25 protein-coding genes and 1 tRNA gene are annotated in these 25,089 nt (G+C 35.4%); 16 read left to right on the plus strand and 10 right to left on the minus strand.

What is annotated here, in order from left to right:
* From BW932_RS05875 to BW932_RS05925, 11 genes are all read left to right on the plus strand, one after another.
* Window positions 1-2,502 carry an exopolysaccharide transport family protein gene (locus tag BW932_RS05875; protein WP_076386360.1) on the plus strand — a complete coding sequence of 834 codons (2,502 nt, stop codon included), beginning with the start codon at window positions 1-3 and terminating at the stop codon, window positions 2,500-2,502.
* A gap of 157 nt (window positions 2,503-2,659) precedes the next feature.
* A complete protein-coding gene (porG, locus tag BW932_RS05880; protein ID WP_076386362.1) occupies window positions 2,660-3,577 on the plus strand; it encodes a type IX secretion system protein PorG in 918 nt (305 codons plus the stop codon).
* A 2-nt stretch (window positions 3,578-3,579) separates the two neighbouring features.
* Window positions 3,580-4,332: an isoprenyl transferase gene (locus BW932_RS05885; RefSeq protein WP_076386364.1), complete on the plus strand. Its 753-nt coding sequence runs from the start codon at window positions 3,580-3,582 to the stop codon at window positions 4,330-4,332.
* 25 nt (window positions 4,333-4,357) lie between these two features.
* Entirely contained in the window at window positions 4,358-6,895 is a 2,538-nt protein-coding gene (locus BW932_RS05890; protein WP_076386366.1) for a BamA/OMP85 family outer membrane protein, read from the plus strand.
* An 11-nt stretch (window positions 6,896-6,906) separates the two neighbouring features.
* Window positions 6,907-7,551: an OmpH family outer membrane protein gene (locus tag BW932_RS05895; protein ID WP_084566456.1), complete on the plus strand. Its 645-nt coding sequence runs from the start codon at window positions 6,907-6,909 to the stop codon at window positions 7,549-7,551.
* Between the two features lie 33 nt (window positions 7,552-7,584).
* Window positions 7,585-8,079, plus strand: a complete 495-nt coding sequence (locus BW932_RS05900; protein WP_076386368.1) for an OmpH family outer membrane protein — start codon at window positions 7,585-7,587, stop codon at window positions 8,077-8,079.
* 62 nt (window positions 8,080-8,141) lie between these two features.
* Window positions 8,142-8,630: an acyl-CoA thioesterase gene (locus BW932_RS05905; RefSeq protein WP_076386370.1), complete on the plus strand. Its 489-nt coding sequence runs from the start codon at window positions 8,142-8,144 to the stop codon at window positions 8,628-8,630.
* On the plus strand, window positions 8,630-9,493 hold the full coding sequence (rfbD, locus tag BW932_RS05910; RefSeq protein ID WP_076386372.1) for a dTDP-4-dehydrorhamnose reductase: 864 nt from the start codon (window positions 8,630-8,632) through the stop codon (window positions 9,491-9,493). The genes BW932_RS05905 and rfbD overlap by 1 nt, the downstream gene beginning before the upstream one ends.
* Window positions 9,490-10,167, plus strand: a complete 678-nt coding sequence (locus BW932_RS05915; RefSeq protein WP_076386560.1) for a hypothetical protein — start codon at window positions 9,490-9,492, stop codon at window positions 10,165-10,167. Before rfbD ends, BW932_RS05915 begins: the two co-directional genes overlap by 4 nt.
* Before the next feature lie 204 nt (window positions 10,168-10,371).
* The gene (gene bshB1, locus BW932_RS05920) at window positions 10,372-11,091 is read left to right on the plus strand and encodes a bacillithiol biosynthesis deacetylase BshB1 (RefSeq protein ID WP_076386374.1); all 720 of its coding nucleotides are present in this window, start codon (window positions 10,372-10,374) and stop codon (window positions 11,089-11,091) included.
* 37 nt (window positions 11,092-11,128) lie between these two features.
* A tRNA-His gene (locus BW932_RS05925) sits at window positions 11,129-11,202 on the plus strand.
* A 120-nt stretch (window positions 11,203-11,322) separates the two neighbouring features.
* Here the strand turns inward: BW932_RS05925 and BW932_RS05930 are convergent.
* Window positions 11,323-11,658: a DUF3276 family protein gene (locus tag BW932_RS05930; protein WP_076386376.1), complete on the minus strand. Its 336-nt coding sequence runs from the start codon at window positions 11,656-11,658 to the stop codon at window positions 11,323-11,325.
* 112 nt (window positions 11,659-11,770) lie between these two features.
* Window positions 11,771-13,432 carry an ABC transporter ATP-binding protein gene (locus BW932_RS05935; RefSeq protein WP_076386378.1) on the minus strand — a complete coding sequence of 554 codons (1,662 nt, stop codon included), beginning with the start codon at window positions 13,430-13,432 and terminating at the stop codon, window positions 11,771-11,773.
* Between the two features lie 159 nt (window positions 13,433-13,591).
* Here BW932_RS05935 and nusB point away from each other — a divergent pair, with 159 nt between their 5' ends.
* The 3 genes from nusB to yajC are packed head-to-tail and all read left to right on the plus strand — an operon-like array spanning window position 13,592 to window position 15,379.
* The gene (gene nusB, locus BW932_RS05940) at window positions 13,592-14,497 is read left to right on the plus strand and encodes a transcription antitermination factor NusB (RefSeq protein WP_076386380.1); all 906 of its coding nucleotides are present in this window, start codon (window positions 13,592-13,594) and stop codon (window positions 14,495-14,497) included.
* A 10-nt stretch (window positions 14,498-14,507) separates the two neighbouring features.
* The gene (locus BW932_RS05945) at window positions 14,508-15,026 is read left to right on the plus strand and encodes a DUF1573 domain-containing protein (RefSeq protein WP_076386382.1); all 519 of its coding nucleotides are present in this window, start codon (window positions 14,508-14,510) and stop codon (window positions 15,024-15,026) included.
* 23 nt (window positions 15,027-15,049) lie between these two features.
* Window positions 15,050-15,379, plus strand: coding sequence for a preprotein translocase subunit YajC (yajC, locus tag BW932_RS05950; RefSeq protein ID WP_076386384.1), 330 nt, complete (start codon window positions 15,050-15,052; stop codon window positions 15,377-15,379).
* A 51-nt stretch (window positions 15,380-15,430) separates the two neighbouring features.
* Here yajC and BW932_RS05955 read toward each other — a convergent pair whose 3' ends face one another.
* The 4 genes from BW932_RS05955 to BW932_RS05970 form a co-directional block, all read right to left on the minus strand.
* Window positions 15,431-17,119: a putative transporter gene (locus BW932_RS05955; protein ID WP_076386385.1), complete on the minus strand. Its 1,689-nt coding sequence runs from the start codon at window positions 17,117-17,119 to the stop codon at window positions 15,431-15,433.
* 88 nt (window positions 17,120-17,207) lie between these two features.
* Window positions 17,208-18,476: a DUF2851 family protein gene (locus tag BW932_RS05960; RefSeq protein WP_076386387.1), complete on the minus strand. Its 1,269-nt coding sequence runs from the start codon at window positions 18,474-18,476 to the stop codon at window positions 17,208-17,210.
* 61 nt (window positions 18,477-18,537) lie between these two features.
* Window positions 18,538-19,671: an N-acetyl-alpha-D-glucosaminyl L-malate synthase BshA gene (gene bshA, locus BW932_RS05965; protein WP_076386389.1), complete on the minus strand. Its 1,134-nt coding sequence runs from the start codon at window positions 19,669-19,671 to the stop codon at window positions 18,538-18,540.
* Window positions 19,672-19,947: 276 nt separating this feature from the next.
* Complete coding sequence (locus tag BW932_RS05970; RefSeq protein WP_076386391.1) at window positions 19,948-21,654, minus strand: glycoside hydrolase family 3 protein; 1,707 nt, start codon at window positions 21,652-21,654, stop codon at window positions 19,948-19,950.
* 113 nt (window positions 21,655-21,767) lie between these two features.
* Here BW932_RS05970 and BW932_RS05975 point away from each other — a divergent pair, with 113 nt between their 5' ends.
* Both BW932_RS05975 and deoD read left to right on the plus strand, forming a co-directional pair.
* Window positions 21,768-22,259, plus strand: coding sequence for a hypothetical protein (locus BW932_RS05975; RefSeq protein ID WP_076386393.1), 492 nt, complete (start codon window positions 21,768-21,770; stop codon window positions 22,257-22,259).
* A gap of 147 nt (window positions 22,260-22,406) precedes the next feature.
* Entirely contained in the window at window positions 22,407-23,114 is a 708-nt protein-coding gene (gene deoD / locus BW932_RS05980) for a purine-nucleoside phosphorylase (RefSeq protein WP_076386395.1), read from the plus strand.
* Between the two features lie 44 nt (window positions 23,115-23,158).
* Here deoD and ribA read toward each other — a convergent pair whose 3' ends face one another.
* From ribA to BW932_RS06000, 4 genes are read right to left on the minus strand one after another with little or no spacing between them, the layout of a single operon-like run.
* Window positions 23,159-23,761, minus strand: a complete 603-nt coding sequence (ribA, locus tag BW932_RS05985; RefSeq protein ID WP_076386397.1) for a GTP cyclohydrolase II — start codon at window positions 23,759-23,761, stop codon at window positions 23,159-23,161.
* 14 nt (window positions 23,762-23,775) lie between these two features.
* A complete protein-coding gene (locus BW932_RS05990; protein WP_076386399.1) occupies window positions 23,776-24,237 on the minus strand; it encodes a hypothetical protein in 462 nt (153 codons plus the stop codon).
* The gene (locus BW932_RS05995; protein ID WP_076386401.1) at window positions 24,218-24,844 is read right to left on the minus strand and encodes a DUF4254 domain-containing protein; all 627 of its coding nucleotides are present in this window, start codon (window positions 24,842-24,844) and stop codon (window positions 24,218-24,220) included. The genes BW932_RS05990 and BW932_RS05995 overlap by 20 nt, the downstream gene beginning before the upstream one ends.
* A gap of 11 nt (window positions 24,845-24,855) precedes the next feature.
* Window positions 24,856-25,083, minus strand: a complete 228-nt coding sequence (locus tag BW932_RS06000; RefSeq protein ID WP_076386403.1) for a Sec-independent protein translocase subunit TatA/TatB — start codon at window positions 25,081-25,083, stop codon at window positions 24,856-24,858.
* Between the last annotated feature and the right edge of the window lie 6 nt (window positions 25,084-25,089).

Raw genomic sequence — 25,089 nt, forward strand, 5'->3', positions numbered from 1 at the left:
ATGATTCCGGGAAAAGAAAATTTAGAAAGATCTGGTAGCAACACAACTGAAAAGGAAGGTACTTTTGCACTTTTCGATTTTGAACACTTTTTAAGTCGGGTGATCAAATCTTGGTATTGGTTTGTCTTAATGGCAGCTTTGGGATATGGTATTTCTTGGGTTTATAGTACCTACTATGCACAGCGAATCTATGCTTCCAACTTGTCCTTAAGCATTTCTAATAATACAGCGAGTTATTTTACCCCGAACCAATCCATTAATTTTATTTGGGGTCAAAATGGTAATCAAGATGGGATTTATTTGAAAAAAATGCTTCTTTCACGTTCGCATAATGAATATCTGGTGAAACAACTCGATTTGTTTGTTAATTACGCCACCAAAGGTTTCATCAAGCAAACGTATCTGGACAAATATGATTCTCCTGTTTTTTTAGAAATTGACAAATCGCATCTTCAACAGGTCAATTATTCGATAACGCTAATTCCGAAAGGTGGTGACCGCTACGAAATTGTTTTACCAGAAGAGGGTGAAACAACCTCCCTGTATTCTTTTGTTACAGAAAATTTTAGCAACGTTTCCCGTTATAATAGACCAGCCAATAAAGTTGTTTCTATTAACGAATGGTATGTTTCCCCGAATCTTAAATTCAAATTGGTCAAAAATCCGCAACCGAGCCAGATTAAATTTGAAAACATCATTTTTTCGCTCTCTACTGTTAACCAAACCGTAAACAGTCTTGTAGCAACTATTGGAGTAGATTTCGATAAAGAAATCAATTCGATTATGATTATTACGAAAAGTGGCTATAACCTAAACGGAACAGTGAATTTCTTAAATACTTCCGTTGATGAATTACAGAAAAAAAGGTTGATAGATAGAAATACCGTTGATAAAAACACCGAAGATTACCTGTTTGAGAATCTGGCAAAAATTCGTAAAAAATTAGATTCTAGCGCCGCTCTTCTTAATCACATGAAAATTACAGAAGGTTTATATGATATTAAAGACCGCGACGAAAAAGCCCTGCAAAGAATTAAAGATCTTGAGAGCAAAAAAGCCGTAATCATCACCAAAATAAATTCTTTAAATAATATAAAAAATACTTTAGCGTCGCAGAACTTAGATCGCATGATCAGTATGAATGCTGCAGGAATAGAAGATGGCACGTTTAACGCTTCAGTCTCGGAACTAAAGGCACTTTTTCTGAAGAGAAGAGAACTTGCACTGATCTATACGCCCAATTCTGAACCGATCCGCGAAATTAATAGATTGATCGGAGAAGCAAGAGGAAATTCAACAGGCTCCCTCAAAAATTATTATACCAACTACGTCAATGAACTATCTAAAATTGATCAACAGATTGCAGGGGAAAGTGTAGACTTGGTAACCTATCCCGAAAAAGAGCGTCGATACTTGGATGCAGAGCGAGGTTATAACATGATTGAAGCGACTTACAACACCTTGCTCACCAAGCAAAATGAAACGCAGATTCGCGTAGCAACCAATAAATCAGATATTACCGTTATCGATAATGCAAAAAATTTAGGACAAGGTCCCATTGCGCCAGATGTAAATAAAACCAAATACACAATTATTGGCGGTTTACTGCTTTTACCACTTTTAATTTTAGGTCTTTCGGAAGCCATGGATAATAGGGTTCGGAATATTAAAGAATTGCTTCAAGCTACCAAAATTCCATTACTAGGTGTTGTCGGAAAAAACAACCATGAAAATAATCTAACTGTTCTCGAACAGCCTCGGTCTTCAATTTCTGAAGCTTTTAGGGGGATTCGAGCAAATTTGAGGTTTTTGCACAAAGAGAATAATCAATCAAAAGTCATCCTTGTAACTTCTTCTGTAGGTGGCGAAGGTAAAACTTACGTATCGATCAACATTGCATCGGTTCTTGGATTGAGTGGTAAAAAAACCATCTTACTCGGAATGGACTTAAGAAAGCCGAAAATTTTCGGAGATTTTAAAATCGACAATAAATACGGAATCTCAAATTACCTCACCGGTGAAGTGAAGATGGAAGAAATCATCAACAAAACGCGAATAGCTGATCTCGATGTGGCGACTTCTGGTCCGATCCCACCGAATCCTTCTGAGCTTTTGATGAGTCAGCGTAATGTTGAATTCATTACAGAATTGAAAAATCATTATGATTTTATTATTATCGATTCGCCGCCAGTAGGTTTGGTTGCCGATTCATTTGAATTGATGAAATATGCAGATGCCAGTATCTATGTGGTAAGACATGAATATTCCGAGAAATATATGCTCAAGATGATTACCGAAAAGTATCAAAAACATGAAGTGCAAAATCTTGGTTTAGTTTATAACGATTACCAAACTCAAAAAGGCTATGGATATGGTTACGGATATGGGTATGGTTACGGATATGGGTACGGTTACGGATATTTTGATGAAGATAAAAATTATCGGGAGCCAACCCTCATTAAATTAAGAAATAGATTAAGAAAGCTTTTCGGAAATTCTTAAATATAAAACACCCACGATGGAGATTTATATTTTAGTGAAATCATAAAAACATTTAATTGTCGTTTTTAATTCAATAAATTATGCTTTTTTGAGGGTATTTAACTAAAAATTAAGAATTTCCTTAAACTAAAATTGTTTTATATTTGCAAAATTATTTATGAAAATAGTCGTCAAGTTTTTCATGCAAAAGAATATTTTATATTCCCTGATCGCGATCCTTTTTATTTCGGGTTCCTACAAAGGACAACGCCACGAAATCGGGGTGCAGTTCGGGATGAGTAATTTGGTAGGTGATATTGGTAGAACCAATTATATTCTACAGCAACCAGTTCTCAGCGATATTTCGGTGTATGGAGTGCCTTTGTATGCGGGAGTTTTATACCGAATGAATTTCAATCCTTACCAAACCGTTCGGTTAAATTTAGGGTATACCAATGTGCAGTTTATTGATGCTTTAGCAAAAGAAAATTACAGGCGCAACCGAAAACTTTCAGGAAGCAATTCAATTTATGAAGCAAATTTAATTTTTGAATATAATTTCTTTCCTGTTAATAATGAACAGAAAAGTCTTCTGAGTCCATACATTTTTGGTGGAATCGGCGGTTTGCTTGCGAACGACACGAAAGTTACGCTCGAAAATGATTTTAGAAGAGATGCAAGTGGCAATGCAATCAGACCAACAAGCAATGCTGATTTTTTAAGTACTCCTGCGTATGTTGAAGGGCAACAATTTACCATGGCGATCCCATTCGGTGTTGGTTTGAAGTATAAATTTAATTATAATTGGGCGCTATTTGGCGAGTTGATGTTTAGGCCAACTTTTTCAGACTCCATTGATTATAGCGTAATTGACGAAAAAAGTTTAAAACAAACCTATAATAAAGACATTGTGGTCGCCGGAACTACAAATTCCATTTTGCAAGAAAGCCCTTACAAAGAAATTGCAGATGCAAGAGCAGAAGCATTCTTGAAAAATCGCCAGATCGGAAACACAAATTCAAAAGATTGGGTAAATACAGTATCACTAGGACTTACTTACTCATTCGGAAGACCACCTTGTTATTGTGAACAGTAAAAATGCAGTCGATAAAAGATAAATTAAATTTGGATCAACTTCCGCAACATGTTGCCATCATTATGGATGGGAATGGAAGATGGGCAAAATCCCGTGGCGAAAAACGTACTTTTGGCCATAAAAATGCTATAAAAGCAGTTCGTGAAGTGGTAAATGCCTGTAACGAAATCAATATTCCTTACCTTACGCTCTATACCTTTTCCTCCGAAAATTGGAATCGCCCAAATGATGAGGTAAACACTTTGATGAGTCTAATTTCGGAAACTTTGCTTTTAGAAGCTGAAGAAATATTCTCCAAAGGTTTAAGGATGCACGTCATCGGAGATATCGCTAAATTACCCGAATTGGTAAGAGATCAGATGTTACGTCTGGTTGAAATTACCAAAAATAATACACGGGGAAATTTAATTTTAGCCTTAAGTTATGGTTCTCAGGATGAAATTCTAAATGCCGTAAAACAAATCAGCGCTAAAGTAAAATCAGGTGAGCTTCAAGAAGATCAAATCACCGAGAAAGTTTTTGAAAATCATTTATACACCAAAGATTTTCCACCCGTAGATTTGCTCATCAGAACAAGTGGCGAAGTCCGAATCAGTAATTTTCTTCTTTGGCAAATTGCATATTCAGAGTTACAATTTCTAGAAATTCTGTGGCCCGATTTCGGTAAAGAAGATTTTTTCAAATGTATTGATGATTATCAAAACAAAGAAAGAAGATTCGGCAAAACCAGTGAACAGCTCGACGAAAATATATAAAAAAAGAAAGTTAGCAAGTTAAAAAATGAAGTTTAAATTCTTACCCATCATCATGTTTGTGGCTTCGGCACATTTCTATGGTCAGATTACCCCGGAACAGAATACCCCGGAAAAAAATCCTGTTCATGCTCAAAGCGAAGCTGGAACTTATATTCTAAAAGACATTGTTGTAGATGGTGTAAAAAAATATACCCCCGCTCAAATTTTAAGATTTACAGGTCTTAATAAAAATGAAAGCGTAGAAATCCCGGGACAAAAAATAAGCAACGCGATTAAAAAACTGTGGGAAACACAATCTTTTTCAGAGGTCGAAGTGTACATTCAAAGTATTGAAGGTGATCAAATTGTTTTGAGATTTAACCTTCAAGATTTAAAAGATTTAGGTGAAGTGAAATTTACCGGAAAAGGAATCGGCAAATCTAAAAGCGAAAAACTTGCGAAGGATAATGGTCTGAAACCAGGTACCAAAATTACTCAGAATTTAATTTCTACCCTGAAAACGAATATTCCTAAAGAATACGTAAAAAAAGGTTTTGCCGATGCCAAAGTTACCATTCAGGATAAAGTGAATGCACAAGATCCGAATTTGGTAGACTGGACGATTAATGTTCAAAAAGGGAAGAAGGTAAAAATTAGTCATATCGAATTTGAAGGAAATACAAGTGTTTCCGATGCGAAGTTGCGCAAAAAAGCCTTCAAGGAAACGAAGCAAAAGAGATTCGGAATCCAAGGAATCTTGAAGCCTTCGAAATTTATTGAAGAAAAATATGATGACGATAAAGTTAACCTCGTTAATTATTACCGCTCTTTAGGTTTCCGTGATGCCAAAATCGTATCTGATTCAGTTTGGAGAAATCCTAAAAATCATTATGAAATCAACGTTAAATTAAGCGAAGGAAAAAAATATTATATCGGCGACATCAGTTTTCTAGGAAACACTGCGTTCTCTACAGAATATTTGCAGAAAATTCTAGGATACAAAACCGGTGATATTTACGATGCTGTTGGATTCAACAAGAAAGTGGGCGAAGATGGAGGTAAAGAAGACGATTCCGATTTGAAATCTATTTACATGAACAATGGATATTTGTTCTCCAACGTAACTCCCATCGAAAAATCAGTAGAGGGCGATTCCATCAATGTGGAAATTAGAATTAACGAAGGTGAAAAAGCAACTTGGAACCGCGTAACTTGGAGTGGAAATACAACAACACATGACCACGTAATTCTTCGTTCATTGCGAACAAAACCAGGAAGTTTATTTGCAAAAAGCGACATCAAAAGAACCTATTTTGATTTAGCTGGAATGCAGTTTTTTGATCCGCAACAAGTTGGTCAACAAATTACACCAAACCCACAAGATAATACGGTAGATGTTCACTGGACTTTAGTTGAAAAGGGATCTTCACAGGTTCAGCTTCAGGCAGGTTACGGTGGTGGATCATTCATCGGAACTTTAGGACTTACTTTCAATAATTTCTCTCTTAGAAATTTTTTGAAACTTAAGGATTTCAAACCTGTACCTCAAGGTGATGGGCAAACTCTCTCTATTCAAGCTCAAGCAGGGCAGTATTTTCAAAATTATGGGATTTCATTCACAGAGCCTTGGTTATTTGGGAAAAAACCTACCGCACTTTCTGTAAGTTTGAACCAATCTCTAGTACGATATACCGATCAGTTTGGAGCAACTCAAAAATTAAATATTTTCTCTGCAAGTGCGGGTTTAAACAGATTGTTGAGATGGCCGGATGATTATTTCTCCCTTTACACTGGGATTCAGTATCAAAGTTATGACTTCACTAACTACCCATTCCAGTTTGGTAATACCACAGAATATAACGGTTCAGCGAAAAACTTTAGTTTCAATGTAGGTTTAAGCAGAAACTCTGCAGGATTAGACCCTATTTTCCCAACGCAAGGTTCAAACATTGAAGCATCTGTAAAATTCACGCCGCCTTATTCCCTCTTTGACAAAAAGGATTATTCAAACATCACACCGGTTGAAAAATATAAATTGTTAGAGTTTTATAAAATTAAATTAAAAGCCGATATTTACAATACAGTTGTTGGTAAATTGGTTCTTAGAAGCACCGCCGAAATGGGCTTTCTTGATGGATACAATAAAGATCTCGGTGCGCCGCCTTTCGAACGATTTTATGTAGGAGGAACAGGACTAATTGGTGGAAGATATGACGGACGAGAATTGGTTCCATTAAGAGGGTACGAAAACTCATCATCCACTGGTGGTGAAGCAGCTGATGTAACGCCTTATGGTGGTGCTACAGTTTATAACCGTTTTGCATTGGAGCTGAGATATCCAATTTCAATGAATCAAACGGCGAAAATTTATGCGCTTTCTTTCTTAGAGGGAGGAAATGCTTGGAATTCTTTTGGTACCTATAACCCATTCCAGCTGAAACGTGCTGCAGGATTCGGAATTAGAGTTTATATGGGAGCTTTCGGATTAATTGGATTTGACTTCGCTTACGGATTCGATAAAACATTGAATGGTACAGTTCCTTCAGGTTCGAAAACACACTTTCTGATGAACCAGACCTTATAAATACATTTACTATGAAAAAGTTTAAATTATTTTCCGCGCTTTTCATACTCTTTACAGGACTATTAAGTGCCCAAAAGTTAGGAGTTGTCGATACCAATTATATTTTAAGCAAACTTCCGCAGTATAAAGATGCAGAAGACCGACTGAATGCTCAGATCGCAAGTTGGCAAACAGAAATTCAAACCCTGCAATCAGAGTTTGATAAGAAAAAATTGCTCTTGGAAAATGAACGCGTACTTTTGGTCGGCGACCAACTAAAGCAACGTCAAAAAGAAGTTGATGATCTGGATAAAAAAATAAAAACCATGATCAATAACCGTTTTGGTTCTTTGGGTGAAATTAACAATGCGAGATCTAATTTAACCAAACCTTTTCAGGATCAGATTTGGAACGCGATCAAGACCGTATCAGAGAAAAACAGCTTAGGCATCATTCTTGATAAAAGCAATAACATCAGTGTAATTTTTCTTGAAAAAAGATATGATTACACAGATAAAGTATTAGATTTGCTTCTGAAAAATTCGGGATCTAAAAAGGCAGAGTCACCAAACAGACCCAATAGAAATTCCGAAGATTCAAGAGAAATAAAAGCGAAGATGATGAAAGAAGAAGGTACGACAAAAATGGAAAGTATCGAATCTAAAAAAGCAAAATAAATTTTAAAAACAATAAATTATTTATCTCTAATTATGAAAAAATTAAGTGTATTATTTGCAGCAGTAATGATGTTTGTAACCGTAGGAGTTGCAAATGCTCAAAAAGTTGCCTCTATTGATTATGAAGCAATCTTAGCTTCAATGCCAGAAACTAAAAAAATGACAACTGATCTAGATACTTTTAGTAAAACCAAAGGGGATGAGTTGAACAAACAAGCGGAAGCTTTTCAAAAAGAAGTTCAACAATACCAAGCAGAAGGCGCTAAAATGACAGAAGCACAAAGACAGGCAAAAGAAGGTGAATTGCAGAAAAAACAACAAAATTTGCAAGCTCTTCAACAAACTGCTCAAGCTGATTTAGCACAAAGAAGAGACGCTGCTGTAAAACCAATTATCGAAAAATTAAATGGTGCAGTGAACAAAGTTGCTAAAGCTAGCGGATTTGATTTCATTATCGATTCTACTGCTTTAATTTACAAAAGCGGTCCAGATGCAACTCCATTAGTGAAAAAAGAATTAGGTCTTTAAAAAATATCGACTATAAACAAAACCATCTCGACCTTTCGGGATGGTTTTTTTAATTTTATAAAATGCAACAAGAAATATCTAGCCAGGTAAAAGTAAGATTCAGCGACTGCGACCCAATTGGTCATCTCAACAATGTGAAATATCTTGATTACATGCTCAATGCAAGAGAAGATCATGTCGAAAGTGGTTACGGTTTCACCTACGAAGAATATACCCGTAAAACGGGCTGTACCTGGATCACGGTTCAAAACGAAATCGCCTATCTTAAAGAAGTGCGGTATAATGCCAAAGTTATTATTTCTAGTAAAACAATAGAAGTTGGGGATCGCCTTTCAAAAGTAGAAATCCTGATGAAAAGTGAAGATGGTAAAACCATTCACAGCGTTTTGTGGCTTACTGTCATCTATTTCGATATGAAAACTCGTGCATCTGCTTCGCAACCAGAAGATACAAAGAATCTATTCCGAAAATTTTTAATTAATTTAGAAGAAAAAGATTTTCAAAGCAGAGTCGCCCATCTTAGAAAACACAATAAAGCAGCACAGAAATAATGAAGAAAATACTAATAATCGGCGGAAACGGACAACTCGGCAACTGTTTTAGAAAATTAGCTCCCGAATATGAGGATCGTTTTGAATTCGATTTTACAGACTCCCAAACGCTAAATATCATTGATAGAGATCAGGTTTCAGATTATTTTTATGATTTCAAACCCGATTATTGCATCAATGCTTCAGCTTATACTGCAGTTGATCTAGCCGAAACTGAATCTGAAAAGGCTTTTGCCGTCAATGCAGATGGCGTCGGAAATCTTGCGGAAGCTTGCGCAGAAAACAAAACCATTTTCATTCATATTTCCACCGACTATGTTTTCGATGGCGAAACCAATATTTCCTATTCTGAGGACGATTTTACCAATCCGCAAGGAGTATATGGCGCTTCAAAAGAAAAAGGTGAAGACTTGGCGATGGACCTTCAACCAAAAACAATCATCTTGCGAACTTCCTGGCTTTATTCAGAATTCAACAAAAATTTTGTAAAAACCATGTTGCATTTGTTTGAGGTGAAAGAAGAATTGGGAATTGTCGATGATCAATTTGGTCAACCAACCAATGCGAATGATTTGGCACAAGCGGTAATGAACATTGTTGAAAAAGAAACAAAAACTTACGGCATTTTCCACTTTTCAAATTATCCGGAGACTACTTGGTTTAATTTTGCCCAGAAAATAGCAGATTTCTCCGGCTCCAAAATTAAATTGAATCCCATCACAACTTCTGAATTCCCAACAGCTGCAAAACGCCCAAAACGTAGTACAATGTCTTTAGATAAAATTGAAGAGGTCTACAAAATCGAACCCAAATATTGGCAAAACTCCCTCGAAGAATGTATCCAAATCTTACAGAAATCATGAAAAAATTAATCTGTTTAAGTGTCTTATTTTTTGGTCAAATCTTTTTTGGTCAAACCGTAATTCTAAACAAAGTCGTGAAATCCAACCAGAATTCCGAAAAAATATTTTATAAAATCAATGCGAATAACAGCAATGCCGAATATTTAGGGGAACTCGAAGTTCAGGGCTTTTCCGATGACGACGTCAAAGTTTTTGGCATGATCTACAAAAAAGCCAAAGAAATCGGTGCAAATGCCTTTTCGTATCAACCTTTTGAAACGGTTGATGGTCTGGTTCAGAAGTTCGATGAAGCGCATTACCGCCTCAATCTCTACCATGTTCCCGCAAATGCTTTTCCCAAAGAAAACAACGTTTTTTATCTCATTGCTTCACCATACACCAAACAGGCGATTGCCGTAAACAAAGACAATATCGTGTTCAAGCCTAGAACTTTTATCAAGAAAACCCTTTCGGCAGGCGAAATTATGACTGTTTCTACGAAGAAACTTTTAGGATCCACCATTAAACTTGCAGCGCAGGAAAACCAGCCAATGCAGTTTTTTCAATTCTCAGCGTTTTCGGTCAATTCAAATGCTTCTGGAACTGCGGGAATCAATCTAAAATCTGGTGATATCACTCGTTTAGAGCAGTCTTATGGCCAGTTTCTTACCACGATTTACGAAGAATTGAAATAATTTTTTTAGGAGCAACAACAGTTTTGCTTCTTATCAAAACCCGTCCCGCTCTTCACTCTATCTTTTTTGCCAGAAAAAAAATCTTCAAAACTTTAATGACAGTTGGCAAAAAAGGATGCCGTTGCGATCGGGGCTAAAATGAAGGGCAGTTTGTCGCTCAACGAAAATTCTCCCACAAAAATCTCAATGTTGTATCTTTGAATTATGAAAACAGATATTTTAGCCATCGGAGCTCATCCAGATGATATAGAGCTCGGTTGCGGCGGAACAATTGCCAAATTGATAAGCGAAGGAAAAAAGGTAGTCATCGTCGATCTTACGCAAGGAGAGCTCGGAACACGTGGTACCAATTTTACCAGAGCAGAAGAAGCAGCGGAAGCCTCCAAAATATTGGGGATTTCTAAGCGAGAAAATTTGAAAATGAAGGACGGTTTTCTACTGAATTCAGAAGAATACCAAATGCAAATCGTAAAAATGATTCGCAAATACCAACCGGAAATTATTTTTGCAAACGCCATCGATGATCGACATCCTGATCACGCAAAAGCTGCAAAATTGGTTTCAGATGCGTGTTTTCTTTCAGGTTTGGTTAAGATTGAAACCGTTTCTGAGGGCGAAAATCAAAAACCATGGCGACCAAAACAAATATTTCACTACATCCAATGGAAAAATGTCACCCCAGATTTCGTATTTGATATTTCTGACTTTATGGAGAAAAAAATTGAAGCGTGTCTTGCGTACAAAACCCAGTTTTATGATCCCAATTCCACAGAACCAATGACGCCAATTGCGACAAAGGATTTTCTGGAAAGCCTCACTTATAGAGCTCAGGATTTAGGCAGACTCTCTGGTGTAGCCTTTGCAGAGGGCTTCACAACAGAAAAATTGCTAGCATTTAAAAATTTTGACGGAATAGTTTGTTAATTTTACAGAAAATCTTATATTTGCACTTCTGAAAACGGTGGTTGTAGTTCAGTTGGTTAGAACGTCGGTTTGTGGTACCGAAGGTCGTGGGTTCGAGACCCATCATCCACCCAAAGCAAAACGCATTGATTATCAATGCGTTTTTTTTATTTATTCGTTTCTCGTCGTTGGAGAATTGTTTTTTTGAGAAAATGACATAAAAAAAGCACCCGATAGAGTGCTTTATAGTATTTATACTTCGTCGTCAGATTCGATGGTAAAAGTTTTCGATTTGTAATCTTTGTCGTGTTTTTCAGAAATTACATCTTCACCTTTTTCGTTGACTATAAAATCGGTAGAATCTTTAAACATTTCTTCAAAACTTTTGAAATCTTCTTTGTAAAGATAGATTTTGTGTTTTTCGAATGATGCTTCTCCATTATCGCCAAAATGCTTTTTACTTTCGGTAATGGTAAGATAGTAATCTCCTGCTTTTGTTTCGCGTACATCAAAGAAGTAAGTTCTTCTCCCTGCTTTTAAAACCTTCGTGAAAATTTCGTTTTCGTTGCGGTCCTTGTAATCACTCATTTTTACTATTTTTTGAAATCTTGTTTAACAAATATAAAAGATTTCTTTTAATTTCAAAATATATTTTTATGTTTTCATTAATAAAATAGAATAATCACTAACAAATCTACATTTACATGGAATCGGAATTTTCTACTTTGTTGAGATTCAATATTTTATCTGCGCGTTTTGCACTACTTTCCCGGTGAGTGATGATAATTGAACTGCTTTTCTGAATCTCGTTTTCTATGTTTTGCAGAATATTTTCTTCCGTTTCTGTGTCTAAAGCCGAAAGTGAATCATCAAAAATAAGAATCTTCGGTTCTTTAATGAGCGCTCTTGCAATACAAATCCTCTGCTTTTGTCCACCCGAAAGCATTACACCTCGTTCTCCGACCATGGTTTTGTATTGGTCTTTGAACTCCACGATGTTTTTATGAACATCTGCTTTTATCGCAAATTCTTCCACCAGTTTTAGAGAAGGTTGATCAATCGAAAATCCAATATTATTTTCGATGGTATCTGAAAAAAGGAAACTTTCCTGTGGAATATATCCGATGAATTTCCGGTAGTTAACCAGATTATGTTCTTTCAAATTCTTACCGTCAATGAGTATTTCCCCTTCTGTAGGATCTATCAATCTGCAAAGCAAAAGCGCAATCGTAGATTTTCCGCTTCCCGTTTTTCCCATGATCGCAAGAGATTTTCCGGCTTCGATTTTAAAACTGAGATTATCCAGCGCTTTAATTCCGGTGTTTGGGTAAACGTAGGAAACATTTCGAAATTCAATATCTCCTTTAATGGGATAATTTTCATGATTCGTATTAACAATATCGGTTTTCATATCCAAAAACTCGTTAATTCTAGCCATCGACGCAGCTGCTCTTTGGTTAACCGAAGTTACCCAACCAAGCATCGAAAATGGAAAAATAAGGATATTGATGTAAAGAAAGAAATCTGCAATTTTCCCGACAGAAAGTTCGTTGCTCATGTATTTTTGTCCACCAATAAAAAGAATAACTACATTCAGCATTCCGATCACAAATAAAATGATGGTAAAGAAATACGCTTCCGTTTTCGCAAGATCTAAAGCTTTGTCTTGGTAATCTTTTACTTTGGTGCCGTAATTATTTTCTATGTATTTTTCTTTTGCGAAAAATTTCACCACCCGAATTCCCGAGAAACTATCTTGAACGAAAGTTGAAATTGCAGACTGGCTTTTCTGCATTATTTTGGATTTCTTGTTGATGATCGAACTTACTTTGTAGATGCCAAAAGAAAGAATGGGTAAAGGTAAAAGCGACCAGATTGTCATGGTAACATCGGTTCGCAACATGTAAATACAGGTAATGAGCAGTAATATGAGGAGATTTGCTACATACATTACACCGGGTCCGAGATACATTCTAACTGCTACAACATCTTCACTCAAACGGTTCATTAAATCTCCGATCGTGGTTTTTTTAAAATCGGTGAGCGATAAATCTTGGTAGTGGCTGTAAATTTTATTTTTTAATTCGTATTCAATTCTGCGAGATGCAACGATGATGGTTTGTCGCATCATAAAGGTGAAAAAACCAGTGAGTAAAGACGATCCCACAATTATTCCAACGTAAATTAAAACCTGCTTATTAAAACCCAGATTGGTGGTATTTGAAATTTCATCTACGGATTTTCCAACAAATTGAACCTTGAAAATGTTGAAGAAATTACTTGCGATAATGAAGAAGAATCCATAAAATAATAATATTCTATGTTTCCAGAAATAGGGGTTGAGCGTTTTTAGTGCGTTCATAATTTTCTTGCGGTTTTCAGCTTTATTCGCCCTGCATTAATAAGATACAAAAGTAATAAATTGAAATTTGATTTTGTTTTATTTATCGATTGAGGCATTATAAACCAAAACTCGTTTCCAAAAAAATGTTATCTTTGCAGCCACAAAAAGTTCTTTGAAATGTTAGGAAGAAGACAAATCCGCGAAAAGGTAGTAGAATCGTTATATTCTTACTGCCAAAACCCCATTAAATTCGATGTTTTAGAGAAAAACATGTTTTCTGAAATCGAAAAAATCTATCATCTTTACATTTATCAACTTAATTTTCTCGTAGCTTTGAAAGCTTTGGCAGAAAAGCAGATGGAAATCGGGAAGAATAAATACATCAAAACTGATGAAAATGTAAACCCGAATCAGAAATTTATCAATAATCAAATCTTGTTGAAATTAGAAGAAAACACAGAAAGGCTTTCTTTTACCTCCAAACATCAGGAGCTGAAATGGGATATTAATGATGAATTATTGGTGAAAACTTTCCAAAGAATGACTGCCGGAAAAAGGTATCAGGATTTCATGAAAGAAGAAGGTTACTCTTTTATTGAAGATCAGAAATTTATCGGAAAATTATTTTTAAGATACATTGCCGAGAACGATGATTTTCATGAACATCTCGAGGAAAAAGAAATGAGTTGGGCCGATGATTTTCACATCTCCAATTCCATGATGCAAAAAACGATTGGTTTCTTGAAAGAAGATGAACCAAGTCACACTTTAATCAAAATGATTAAAAATGAAGAAGACCGTGAATTTGCAGGGAGATTGCTAAAAGACGCGTTGAATCATTTTGAAGAAACCGAAAAAAAAATCGGATCGATGTTGGATAACTGGGATTTGGATCGGATTTCCCTACTCGATAAAATCATATTGATTGCCGCAATATCAGAAATTGAATATTTCCCATTAACACCGGGAAGAGTAATTATTAATGAATATATCGAGATTTCAAAAGTCTTTTCTACAGACCGTTCCAATATCTTTATCAACGGAATTTTAGATAAATACACCAAAGATATCAACAGAAATTAATAAGAAATTTATGAAAAATTTAATTAAAATTGTGCCTTTAGTTGCCGCTTTAAGTTTAGTATCTTGCAAAAAAGACCAATCTGCAGATCAGTTAATCGTAAAAGAAGAAACTACAGCAACTGCGCCGGATTCAGTTTCAACTGAAGCACAAGCTCCAACGCAAGATGCAACACTTGTTACTGCAGATGATAGAGCAAGTGAAGCACAATCTAAACCTTTAACCACCGTTGCACTTTCAGAATCAAGTTTTGAATTCGGAAAGATCAAAAAAGGGGATCACAAAGAACACACGTACGAAATCACCAATACAGGGAAAAATCCTTTGATTATTTCTCAGGTAAAACCAGGTTGTGGCTGTACCGTTCCAGATTATACGAAAGACCCAATTATGCCCGGAAAAAAAGGAAAAATCACTTTGAAATTTGATTCATCAAATTTTGATGGATTGGTTAGCAAACAGGCAGAAATTTACGCAAACGTAGAAAAAGCACCGATGGTGATTACTTTTACAGCAGACATTCAACCGTAGTATTTTAATTTTAAATAACAATAATGATTGCAATATTTTTACAAGCAGCAGCACCCGAAAGTTCCTTAATGCCAACAATGTTGATGATGGGTTTAATGTTTGTCGGATTTTATTTTCTGATGATTCGCCCACAGATGAAAAAATCGAAGCAGGAAAAAAACTTTCAATCTGAATTGAAAGTTGGCAGCAGAGTAGTTACTACTTCTGGAATGCACGGAAGAATTGCTCAAATTCAAGAAGATGGAGTTGTCATTGAAACGCTATCTGGAAAATTGAAATTTGAAAAAGCAGCAATCTCCAGAGAATTTACTCAACAAAGATTTCCCGACGCAACTATTGAGGAAAAAAAGTAGTATTTCTAAATACCTAAAAAAAAAGCAACCCCATTTGAGGTTGCTTTTTTTTTATGAAAAAATCAATATCAGTAAACTCGCTACGAATATCCTAAAGATCGTAACTAAAGGATAAACCTGCGCATAACTTTGAATCGGAATGTCGGAATCTAAATAGTTCGTGCTAAACGATAATGCAGCAGGATCGGTGTAGCTTCCGCTCATAATTCCTGCCAGTTGCAGGTAATTGATTTTCAGGATAAACCTGCCCACAATAACCATTGCTATAAGTGGAATAAAAGTGATTGCAGAACCGAAAAGCAACCAGTTCCAGCCGTTGTATTTGACAAAATTCTCGTAAAATCCGTCTCCTGCATGGATTCCCACTGCAGCAAAAAAGAGGCAAATCCCAAAGTCTTTCATAAAATAGATGGCTCCATTATTAATGTAGGAATGTATAAAAGAAATCCCGCCATATCTTGAAATTAAAAGCGCTACAATCAGTGGTCCAGCTGCAAATCCCAATTTAATGGGTACCGGTAAACTTGGGATTACAATCGGAATAGATCCTAAAATAACGCCTAACAATAAGCCGGCAAACAAAGAAAGGAAATCGGGTTCTAATAATTTTTTCTCTGAGTTTCCAATGATTTTTTCTACCTCGTCAATCGCTTCTTGGGAGCCGATGACTCTTAATTTATCTCCATAAAATAATTCTAAAGAAGGTCTGGGTAAAATTTCTTTTCCTGCGCGAAAAACTCGGGTAACTTTTAAATCATAGGTATTAAACAGATCGAGTTCGGAAAGGTTTTTATGAAGGACAGAAGATTTGGTCACAAAAATATTTTTTTTGTGAAGGTCAGAATCAGATTCTATAAAAAGGTCCGTTGAAGGTCGCCCTATTTGAGAAATAAATTCATCTAAATCTTTTTCGATTCCCACAATCATTAAAACATCTCGATCGCGCAATTCGTGGTCTAAAGTAGGGGATTTCACCGCAATACTACCACTGTGTTTTAATCTTGAAATCACAATTCCCCCGCCAAATTCTTTCAAAATCTGATGCAATGTTTTCCCAAAAAAGGCAGGATTCGTAACGCGCATTTTTTTGTGAACCAAAGGCAATTCACTGTTAAGTTTTGCTTTTCGAAATTTTTTCATTTCTTCCTCCGGATCAATTTTCAATAAGATCTTGGAGAAAATAATGGTTCCGATAATACCAAAAACACCAAGCGGATAGGTAATTGCGTACCCAATGGTTGGATCATCAAAGGTTTTATTTGGAAAAGAATTTTTTATTTCTTCAATGGTATTTTTTGCGGCACCTAAACCCGGAGTATTGGTAACGGAGCCACTCATGATTCCAACCAAATTTTCTATTTTAAGACCCGTAAATTTAAAGAGGATTAAAGTGACAACTCCGCCAAAAAGCACCGTAGAAACGGCCAGAATATTAAATTTTAATCCATCATTCTTAAAGGAGGAAAAGAAGGACGGTCCAACCTGTAATCCAATTCCATATACGAAAAGAATTAAACCAAAATCTCTAATAAAATCTAAAATCCCGGGTTGAATTCGGTACCCGAAATGTCCCAATAATAATCCTGTAAACATCACCGCCGAAACGCCGAACGTGATTTTTCCTAGTTTTAGCCTCCCGAAAAAAATGCCAGTTGCTATTGCAAGCATGATGGCGACAAGGGAATTTGTAACAGTTGGATTCTCAACAGGAAGCAGAAGCATTTTTAACCAATCAAACATTATTTAATTTTTATACAAAACTAAACCTAAAAAGATCAAAAACAGTTGAAATTATAATGAACTTTGTCAGAATTGAATTATTTTTATTTTATTGGTGGCTTTGCAATAATTGAAATCCAATGCCACAATTTAAACAGTTCTTTTTCTCGCAGTAATGCTTATGATGATAAAGGATTGCTTGGCTTTGAAGGGCATTTTCTACCTTAACTTTTAAATTGATCCAACCAGTCACAATGGTGTTTTTTTCAGCAGCGATTTTTCTGTAGAAATCTAGAATTTCATCGATAATGTTTTCATCTGAATTTTTGTGATACGTGTATTTTAACGGTAAGACTGCATTGACTAAAATGAGGTCTACAAAATCTTTCGTTAAGAATTTTTCGCCTTCAATCGGCGATATTTTCCCGAAATTGAAGTGGTTGTTCCAAAATTCGCTGGCTTTTATTTTTTCGAAAAGGGAGTAAATTTCCTCAATATTTTTAGCAAAGATTAATTTTGAAAATAAATTTTGATTTACATGATAGAGGCACGCAAACTGGGAAAGCCGAACAGTAGGGAAATTCGGTGGCCGAAGTTTGGAAAATTTCGGATTGAATCGAAGGTCAGAAAGTTGATATTTGTTTTTTAAAAAATCAAATTCGCGCTTCCAGATTTTGGCGTGATCATCTTGTGGGTTTTCCAGCCAATTACTCATTCCAAAAAACAGTGCTTCTAGTTGTATCTGATTTTGCCTGATTTTATTAATGATAGAATAATCGATACTTTCGGCAAGCTGTAGAAAAATCGAGGCATTCACTTTTAATCCAAAAGAATAGGCTAAAGTTTGAAATAGCACTGCTTCATAGTTGTTTTTGTTTCTAGCCAAAGCTTGTTCAATCTCGAGGGATTTTTCATCTAATTTCTTCAGCAGAGATTCTTCCCAAAAATGGAATGGAACTTTTGCGGGCTGAAATAAATTGGCACACGGAATAAACTGGTTTTCTTTTAATAGCGACTCGTATTTCCAAAGAAGACTTTCATCAATATAAGCTTTCAGTTCTAAGGTCGGAATGCCTTTGTTATTCAGTTCTTCAATTTCAACATCGTGAATAAAAACCGCATGTAATATCAAATTTTCGAACTCTGGGTTTCCGCTGTGCTGATGAAAAATATAATCTGAAGATTTTACATGAAGTTCAATATTCCCTGCTAAAACGATATTGTTAGTTTTGATTTTTCCCAACAAAAAATCGGGTCCTGAATCAAAATTCCATTTGCCAAAATTGAGTATTTCTAAGCTGTTTCCCGACACATCTTTAAAGTCAAAACTTTTGAAAATTTTGAAATTCCAAAGATATTGAAGGAGCTTTTCGTTCATTGCCAGAAACTTACCTTACAAAGTAACGAAGCAAATTTTTAATAGGAAAGAGTGGAACGAACTATTTTTTAAAATTACTTAAGGTATCATCGTACATTTTCTCATAAATCGGCAAGATATTTTTCAAATCGAACTTCATCGCTTGTTCTTTGGCATTTTTCTTCATTTGAGCCAGAAGTTTTTCATCGCTGAGTAATTTGATGGTGTAGTTGCTCATCGCTTCTACATTTCCAATCTCGGCCAAAAATCCGGTTTCTCCCTGAATATTAACTTCTGGTATTCCACCTGCATTTGAGCTGATAACGGGAGTTTCTGCAGCCATTGCTTCGAGCGCGGCCAAACCAAAACTTTCTTGTTCGGAAGGCAAAAGGAAAACATCAGAAAGTTGCAGAATTTTGTACAAATCATTCACTTTTCCTAGTAAACGTACTCTGTTTATTAAAGCAGGATGTTCCTCTAAAAACTGATTGACTTTCTCCATATCGGGACCTTCACCAATAATAATGAGTTTGCAGTTGATCTTTTTCTGAACATTTTTGAAAATTTCGAGCACTTCATCCACTCGTTTTACGGGACGAAGATTGGAAACGTGAATCAATATTTTTTCATCTGGAGTAGCAAACTGATTCCTTTGACAGTCTGATTTTCCTATGAATTCTGAGTTATCGATAAAGTTGGTGATGACTTGGATTTCTTTTTTGATCTGAAAGAACTGAAGCGTATCTTTTTTCAAACTTTCAGACACAGAAGTAATCGTATCTGATTGGTTGATCGAAAATTCCACCGCATGTTTGTAACTTGGATGTTGCCCAACCAAAGTAATATCGGTTCCGTGAAGCGTGGTTACCAAAGGAATATCTTTCCCTTCTTCTTTCAACATTTGCTTCGCTGTGAAGGCTGCATAAGCATAAGGAATCGCATAATGAGCGTGAAGCAAATCGAGTTTATACAAATTGACAACGCGGTAAATCATGGATGAAAGCGCAATATCATAAGGTTGATATTGAAAAAGTGGATAGGTTTGTACGTTTACTTTATGAAAAAAAATATTGGGATTGGTAATATCTAATCTTGCAGGTAATGCTGACGAAATAAAATGTACTTCGTAGCCTTTGTTTGCGAGCGCCATACCCAATTCTGTAGCAACAATGCCACTTCCACCGTAAGTTGGGTAACAGAGAATTCCTATTTTCATATTTTTTATTGCGAAAATTTCGCTATTTTTTTAATTGTTATTTTATTTTTTTGGAGGAGCAGAAAAACCGGTTTTCTCATTCAGGTCGGTCCCGCTTTCCGCTGTATCTTTTTTCTCCTCGTACCTCGTCAAAAAAAGGATGCCGCTTCAATCGGGGCTAAAAGAAATTTCGGTTCTCTTTCTCAATATTTTTTTTAACGATGTACTTTTATAAAATTTACTTTTCAGATTTTATCCAATCTTCAATTTTAAGGTAAGAATTAAAAAAAACTTTCATTATTTGCCTGTTAAAAAATTCAAATCTATTCCCATTCCGGCTTTTAATTTTTCATTGACCAAAACCGGCAATCTTCCCGAAATTCTGGTTGCTCCATTGAAGGCTTTTGCCGTCGCAGTCATAGAATCATCATTGTTTTCATAGGAAACAGAAACGGTAGAAATTTTAGAAATATCAATATTCTTTAAAGCATAAGCAGAACCAAAAACATTCAAAATGACTTGTTGATTTTTACTTAAATCTGCCAAAACTTTCTTGCTTGCATCCGAAATTTTGTACGGTTTGTAAGCCGTAGAATTATCTTTATGAAAACCAACAATCACTTTTGAATTGGCGGGAATTGTTCCAATTTCTGCAGCTTTTTTTACAATAACCGTTGCCTTCAAATTTAATTGATCCAAAAAAGTCTGATACGGCGCTTCTTCCAAAGGAACATAATAATAGGTTTCTTTACAATGGAGCGGAAGCAATTTTTTCTCATCTTTAATTAAAGTGAACGCATTCGAATACAAATTTTGAACTAAAACTTTATGGGAATCATTGTTCAGATCAGCATTAATATTTTCAGGATTTCTTGCTTCGTATTTTGTTAAACCTAAATAATATTTGGTCAAAAGAATTTTTTTCACACTTTCTTCAATACGATTTTGGGAGATTTCCTTATTATCAATCGCTAATTGGATCAATCTTTTTCCTTCTTTCACACCATCGGAAAAAAGCATAATATCATTTCCAGCTTTGAAAGCAAGTGCATCTAATTCTCCTGGTTTATAGCGTTTTGCAACGGCGCCCATATTGAGAGCATCCGTAATAATTAAACCTTTGAAACCGAATTTTTCTTTTAAAATTCCGGTAATAATATTTTTTGAAATGGAGGCAGGAATTCCTTTTTGAGATTCCAAAGCTGGAACATACAAATGTGCAACCATCACTCCACCAATTCCTTTATCCATCAATGCTTTGAAAGGAGCAAGTTCGATGTCGGTCAGTCTTTTTAAATCATGAGAAACTACAGGCAGATCTAGATGAGAATCCGTATTGGTGTCGCCATGACCGGGGAAATGTTTAATGGCTGCTAAAATATTATTATTCTGCAATCCGTTCGAGTACGCGAGTCCTGAATGTACCACGTTTGAAACTTCCGAACCAAAACTTCTGTTTCCGATAATGGGATTATCGGGATTGGTATTTACATCTACAACAGGTGCAAAATCCCAGTTGATGCCCATTCTTTTACAGTCTTCAGCTATTTTCGCTGCCATTTCTGTGATGAGATTTTTATCCTGAATTGCTCCTAAAGTCATCGCCCACGGAAATTTATGTGCAGTCGCGATTCTTTGAAAAATGCCCCATTCCGCATCCATTCCGATCATCAAAGGAACTTTGGATTTGGTTTGAAATTCGTTGACTAAATTAATTTCTTTTGCGGCATCATCCTGCATCAAAATCAATCCACCAATTTGCTCATTAACTACAATATTTCTTACATTATTAATGTAATCTTCGCCTTTGTTGGTGTACAGTGCAATAATAAATAACTGACCGAGCTTTTGATCTTGTGAAAGAGAATTGTAAGTTTTATGAACCCAGTCATTGGCTTTTTTCAAATCCTCTTTGCTGAGATTTTTTGGTTGATATTGTGCGGAGATTTTTAAAGAAAGAAGAAGAATAATTAGGAAAGTGATTTGACTTTTTACGTTTTTCATTATCTAATATATGAGGGTAAACAAAAATACAATTTTTAAATTTTAGATTTAAAATTTATTGGCATACATCTTGAAATCTTTAGCATACAATTAATCTATAAATACTTTTAGAAATGAAAAAATATTTTATTTATTTGCTTTTAGCAATTTTTGGTCTTGTCGTGGTAAGTTGCACCAATAGAGATGAAACTGTCGTGGCAACCGATACGTATCCCAAAATGGCCGATATTACAGCAAATTTTAATCCAGGGAATTCTTATTCCGTTTCGCAAGGTTTAAGCATAAACAGCACCGATGTGGTTCTGGTTTATCGACAATCTGGTGTTGATAACGGAAATCCAATTTGGCAACAAATTCCAAGAACATTGTTTTTAACTGAAGGAGAATTGGATTATGATTTCGATTTTACTAAAAATGATGTACTCATCGAAGCCGGTGGAACAATTGATTTTTCTTTGCAAAACGCAGCTTTTATCGCAAACTATTTGAGTAATCAACGGTTTCGTATCGTTTTAGTTCCCGCTTCAAAAGGAAAAAATGCACAAGTTGATTTTAGCGATTACCAAAGCGTAATTAAATTTTACAACATTCCTGACTGGAAATAATAAGTTTTAGGGAATTTAATTTTTATAAAAAAAGCTCAATTGTTCGCTATTGAGCTTTTTTTGGTGGATAATGCCAAAAATCATCATGTATAAATTTTTGCTTTGTTAAGAATTCCTTACATTTAAAATTCAATTAAAATTACAATTATGAGTGTTCATATCGCTGCAAAAAAAGGAGAAATTGCAAAAACTGTTTTACTACCGGGAGATCCGTTGCGCGCAAAATATATTGCCGATCATTTTTTGGAAGAAGTAAAACTTGTAAGCCAAACGAGAAATATTTACTATTTCACGGGAAAATATAAAGGGGAAGAAATCTCGGTGGGAGCAAGTGGAATGGGAATCCCAAGTATTGGAATTTACTCCTACGAACTTTTTACCGAATTTGAGGTCGATACCATCATCAGAATCGGTACTTGTGGTGCTTATACCACTGATTTAAAGCTTTTTGATCTGCTTAATGTAGAATTTTCGGCAAGCGAATCAACCTATGCTAAATTTGCGTGGGGAATTGAAGGTGATTTGATTTCGCACCAAGGAAGTGCATTTGGTTTGATTAATGAAACTGCGAAAAGTCTGGATTTGGAAATTAAGCCTACTTACATTCATACGAGTGATATTTTCTACAGAAAAGAGGAAGGTTTACCCGAGATTGCTTCAAAATATAATTGCTCTGCGGTAGAAATGGAAGCTTTTGCTCTTTTTGCAAATGCGCAATATTTGGAAAAAAATGCAGCGACCATCCTTACGGTTTCAGATATTATTCCGACGCGGGAACAGATTTCTGCCGATCAAAGAGAAAAAGCTTTGAAAACGATGATCGAACTGGCTTTAGAAACTGCACTGAAATTCTAAAGGATTCAGTTAGAGAAAAAATAACGCATTGAGTAATCAGTGCGTTATTTTTTTTCTTCTGAATTTTCCAAAAGGTGACCAAAGAAATCTTTTTTAACTTTTAGATAAGACTCACTCTCGTTTGTTGAATCGATTTGCAAGGGAATTCTTTTATTTAATTGAATATTGCTATTTTCGACCACCTTCATTTTTTCGGGATTGTTGGTAAGAAGGTTGATGTTTTTTACTTCCAGAATATTCAAAATATCGATGGCAACTGAAAAATTTCTGTCGTCTGCAGGAAGTCCTAATTTTAAATTAGCTTCTACGGTGTCAAAACCTTTTTCTTGAAGTGCATACGCTTTTAGCTTATTGATGATGCCAATATTTCGGCCTTCTTGTCGAAGGTAAACGATTATTCCGCCATGTTGATGCATGTATTTCATCGCTGCATCTAATTGTTGACCGCATTCACATTTTTTAGAATGAAATACTTCACCGGTAATGCATTCTGAATGAAATCGAACATTGACAGGTTCTTCGAAATTGGTGTTTTCGGCGATGATCGCCATATGCGGCATCCAATCACTTACGTCTTCAGATACGGCAATCATCCTGAAATTACCATCGTCAGTAGGAACGTTTGCTTCCGCTTGAATTTTCAACATAAAAAAAGAAATTTTTATTGGGCAGTTTGTTGATCAGGTGAAATATTGCTATTTAAAAGGGTCATACTAGTTTTAATTCTCACCAAGTATCTATTTAAAACATCGTCGTCTTGCTTATTAAGATATTTTCGCAAATTTTGAAGTTTCTTATTTGATTTTTCATATCTTTTTTGAGAATCTTCTAATGCATTTTTATTAGATTCTTCCATTGCACCGATATAATCTTTTAAACAACTTTTCAAATTAAGAACTTCTTTGTTCACTGCATCATTGCCTAATTTAGGAAAAGATGCAATTAAATTGGTGATTTCTGATGAATAGAAAATAAGGTTTTTGCGTTGGTCTAAAGAATACTTTAAAGTCTTGCCATTTGTTTGAGAGAGGTTGTCTCCAACTGGCGAAAGATTAATTTTTTCTGTAGAACAAGATAAAGGGAGAAGCAGAAATAAAAGATATCTAAATTTTAGTTTGATCATTTTTCAGGTTTTGATAAAGGATCGGATTAAGACTTTCATCGTTATACATTTTCATCTGTTTATAACTTTTCATCTTAATTTTACCGTTCTCTATATCATCAAGCAATTGCGTGATCGCTTCAGAAAGATCCTTCTTTTGTTCTAATAAAACATTTAGTTTTTGCGAACAATTATTTCTGTGCTCATCGCTTGCAGAATCTCGATGAGCTTCAAGCGACATGTGATAAATTTTTAATGCCAAAATCGACAGCCTGTCGAAAGCCCATGCAGGAGTTTCGCTGTTTAATCTCGCATTATCATTTGGCGTGATATTTTTGTATTTTTCTAGAAACCAACTATCAATAAATTCAACCATATCAGTTCTTTCCTGATTTGAAGCATCGATTCTTCTCTTAATTTTCAGAGCTTCATTTGGCTCAATATTGGTGTCGCGAATAATATCTTCCAAATGCCATTGAACGGTATCAATCCAATTCTTGGCATACAAAATTCGTTCCAAAGTTCCGTTGGGAAATTGGTTTTTTACAGGTTCATCTACATTATCTTTCACATGATAATCGTTGATTGACTGATTGAAAATTTCCCAGGCGGTATTTGTAATACTCATAGAAGTCAGAATTAGTTCGTCGGTGTTGAGTTATTGTTCTTTGGAGTTCCGGCTGTGCTATTGGTTTCTTCTGACGTTTTTTTGTCCTCCTCTTTTACAGCATCTTTAAATTCTTTAATTCCTGATCCCAATCCTCTCATCATTTCTGGGATTTTTTTCCCACCGAAAAGAATTAATACAATGATTGCAACAATTAATAAGTGTTGCCAAGAAAGTGCTAATATCGTAAGTGTTTGCATGTTGAT

This window comes from Kaistella chaponensis (assembly GCF_900156725.1).
Lineage (GTDB): Bacteria > Bacteroidota > Bacteroidia > Flavobacteriales > Weeksellaceae > Kaistella > Kaistella chaponensis.

Bases quoted from the DNA above. Each gene is read 5' to 3' on its own strand.
- rfbD (WP_076386372.1), top strand. From the start codon at position 8,630: ATGAAGAAAATACTAATAATCGGCGGAAACGGACAACTCGGCAACTGT.
- BW932_RS05995 (WP_076386401.1), bottom strand. From the start codon at position 24,844: ATGAGTATTACAAATACCGCCTGGGAAATTTTCAATCAGTCAATCAAC.
- BW932_RS05900 (WP_076386368.1), top strand. From the start codon at position 7,585: ATGAAAAAATTAAGTGTATTATTTGCAGCAGTAATGATGTTTGTAACC.
- BW932_RS05990 (WP_076386399.1), bottom strand. From the start codon at position 24,237: ATGATCAAACTAAAATTTAGATATCTTTTATTTCTGCTTCTCCCTTTA.
- deoD (WP_076386395.1), top strand. From the start codon at position 22,407: ATGAGTGTTCATATCGCTGCAAAAAAAGGAGAAATTGCAAAAACTGTT.
- bshA (WP_076386389.1), bottom strand. From the start codon at position 19,671: ATGAAAATAGGAATTCTCTGTTACCCAACTTACGGTGGAAGTGGCATT.
- bshB1 (WP_076386374.1), top strand. From the start codon at position 10,372: ATGAAAACAGATATTTTAGCCATCGGAGCTCATCCAGATGATATAGAG.
- BW932_RS05905 (WP_076386370.1), top strand. From the start codon at position 8,142: ATGCAACAAGAAATATCTAGCCAGGTAAAAGTAAGATTCAGCGACTGC.
- BW932_RS05935 (WP_076386378.1), bottom strand. From the start codon at position 13,432: ATGAACGCACTAAAAACGCTCAACCCCTATTTCTGGAAACATAGAATA.
- BW932_RS05955 (WP_076386385.1), bottom strand. From the start codon at position 17,119: ATGTTTGATTGGTTAAAAATGCTTCTGCTTCCTGTTGAGAATCCAACT.
- BW932_RS05970 (WP_076386391.1), bottom strand. From the start codon at position 21,654: ATGAAAAACGTAAAAAGTCAAATCACTTTCCTAATTATTCTTCTTCTT.
- BW932_RS05975 (WP_076386393.1), top strand. From the start codon at position 21,768: ATGAAAAAATATTTTATTTATTTGCTTTTAGCAATTTTTGGTCTTGTC.
- BW932_RS05890 (WP_076386366.1), top strand. From the start codon at position 4,358: ATGAAGTTTAAATTCTTACCCATCATCATGTTTGTGGCTTCGGCACAT.
- porG (WP_076386362.1), top strand. From the start codon at position 2,660: ATGAAAATAGTCGTCAAGTTTTTCATGCAAAAGAATATTTTATATTCC.
- BW932_RS05945 (WP_076386382.1), top strand. From the start codon at position 14,508: ATGAAAAATTTAATTAAAATTGTGCCTTTAGTTGCCGCTTTAAGTTTA.
- yajC (WP_076386384.1), top strand. From the start codon at position 15,050: ATGATTGCAATATTTTTACAAGCAGCAGCACCCGAAAGTTCCTTAATG.
- BW932_RS06000 (WP_076386403.1), bottom strand. From the start codon at position 25,083: ATGCAAACACTTACGATATTAGCACTTTCTTGGCAACACTTATTAATT.
- BW932_RS05960 (WP_076386387.1), bottom strand. From the start codon at position 18,476: ATGAACGAAAAGCTCCTTCAATATCTTTGGAATTTCAAAATTTTCAAA.
- BW932_RS05885 (WP_076386364.1), top strand. From the start codon at position 3,580: ATGCAGTCGATAAAAGATAAATTAAATTTGGATCAACTTCCGCAACAT.
- BW932_RS05895 (WP_084566456.1), top strand. From the start codon at position 6,907: ATGAAAAAGTTTAAATTATTTTCCGCGCTTTTCATACTCTTTACAGGA.
- BW932_RS05930 (WP_076386376.1), bottom strand. From the start codon at position 11,658: ATGAGTGATTACAAGGACCGCAACGAAAACGAAATTTTCACGAAGGTT.
- nusB (WP_076386380.1), top strand. From the start codon at position 13,592: ATGTTAGGAAGAAGACAAATCCGCGAAAAGGTAGTAGAATCGTTATAT.
- BW932_RS05915 (WP_076386560.1), top strand. From the start codon at position 9,490: ATGAAAAAATTAATCTGTTTAAGTGTCTTATTTTTTGGTCAAATCTTT.
- BW932_RS05875 (WP_076386360.1), top strand. From the start codon at position 1: ATGATTCCGGGAAAAGAAAATTTAGAAAGATCTGGTAGCAACACAACT.
- ribA (WP_076386397.1), bottom strand. From the start codon at position 23,761: ATGTTGAAAATTCAAGCGGAAGCAAACGTTCCTACTGACGATGGTAAT.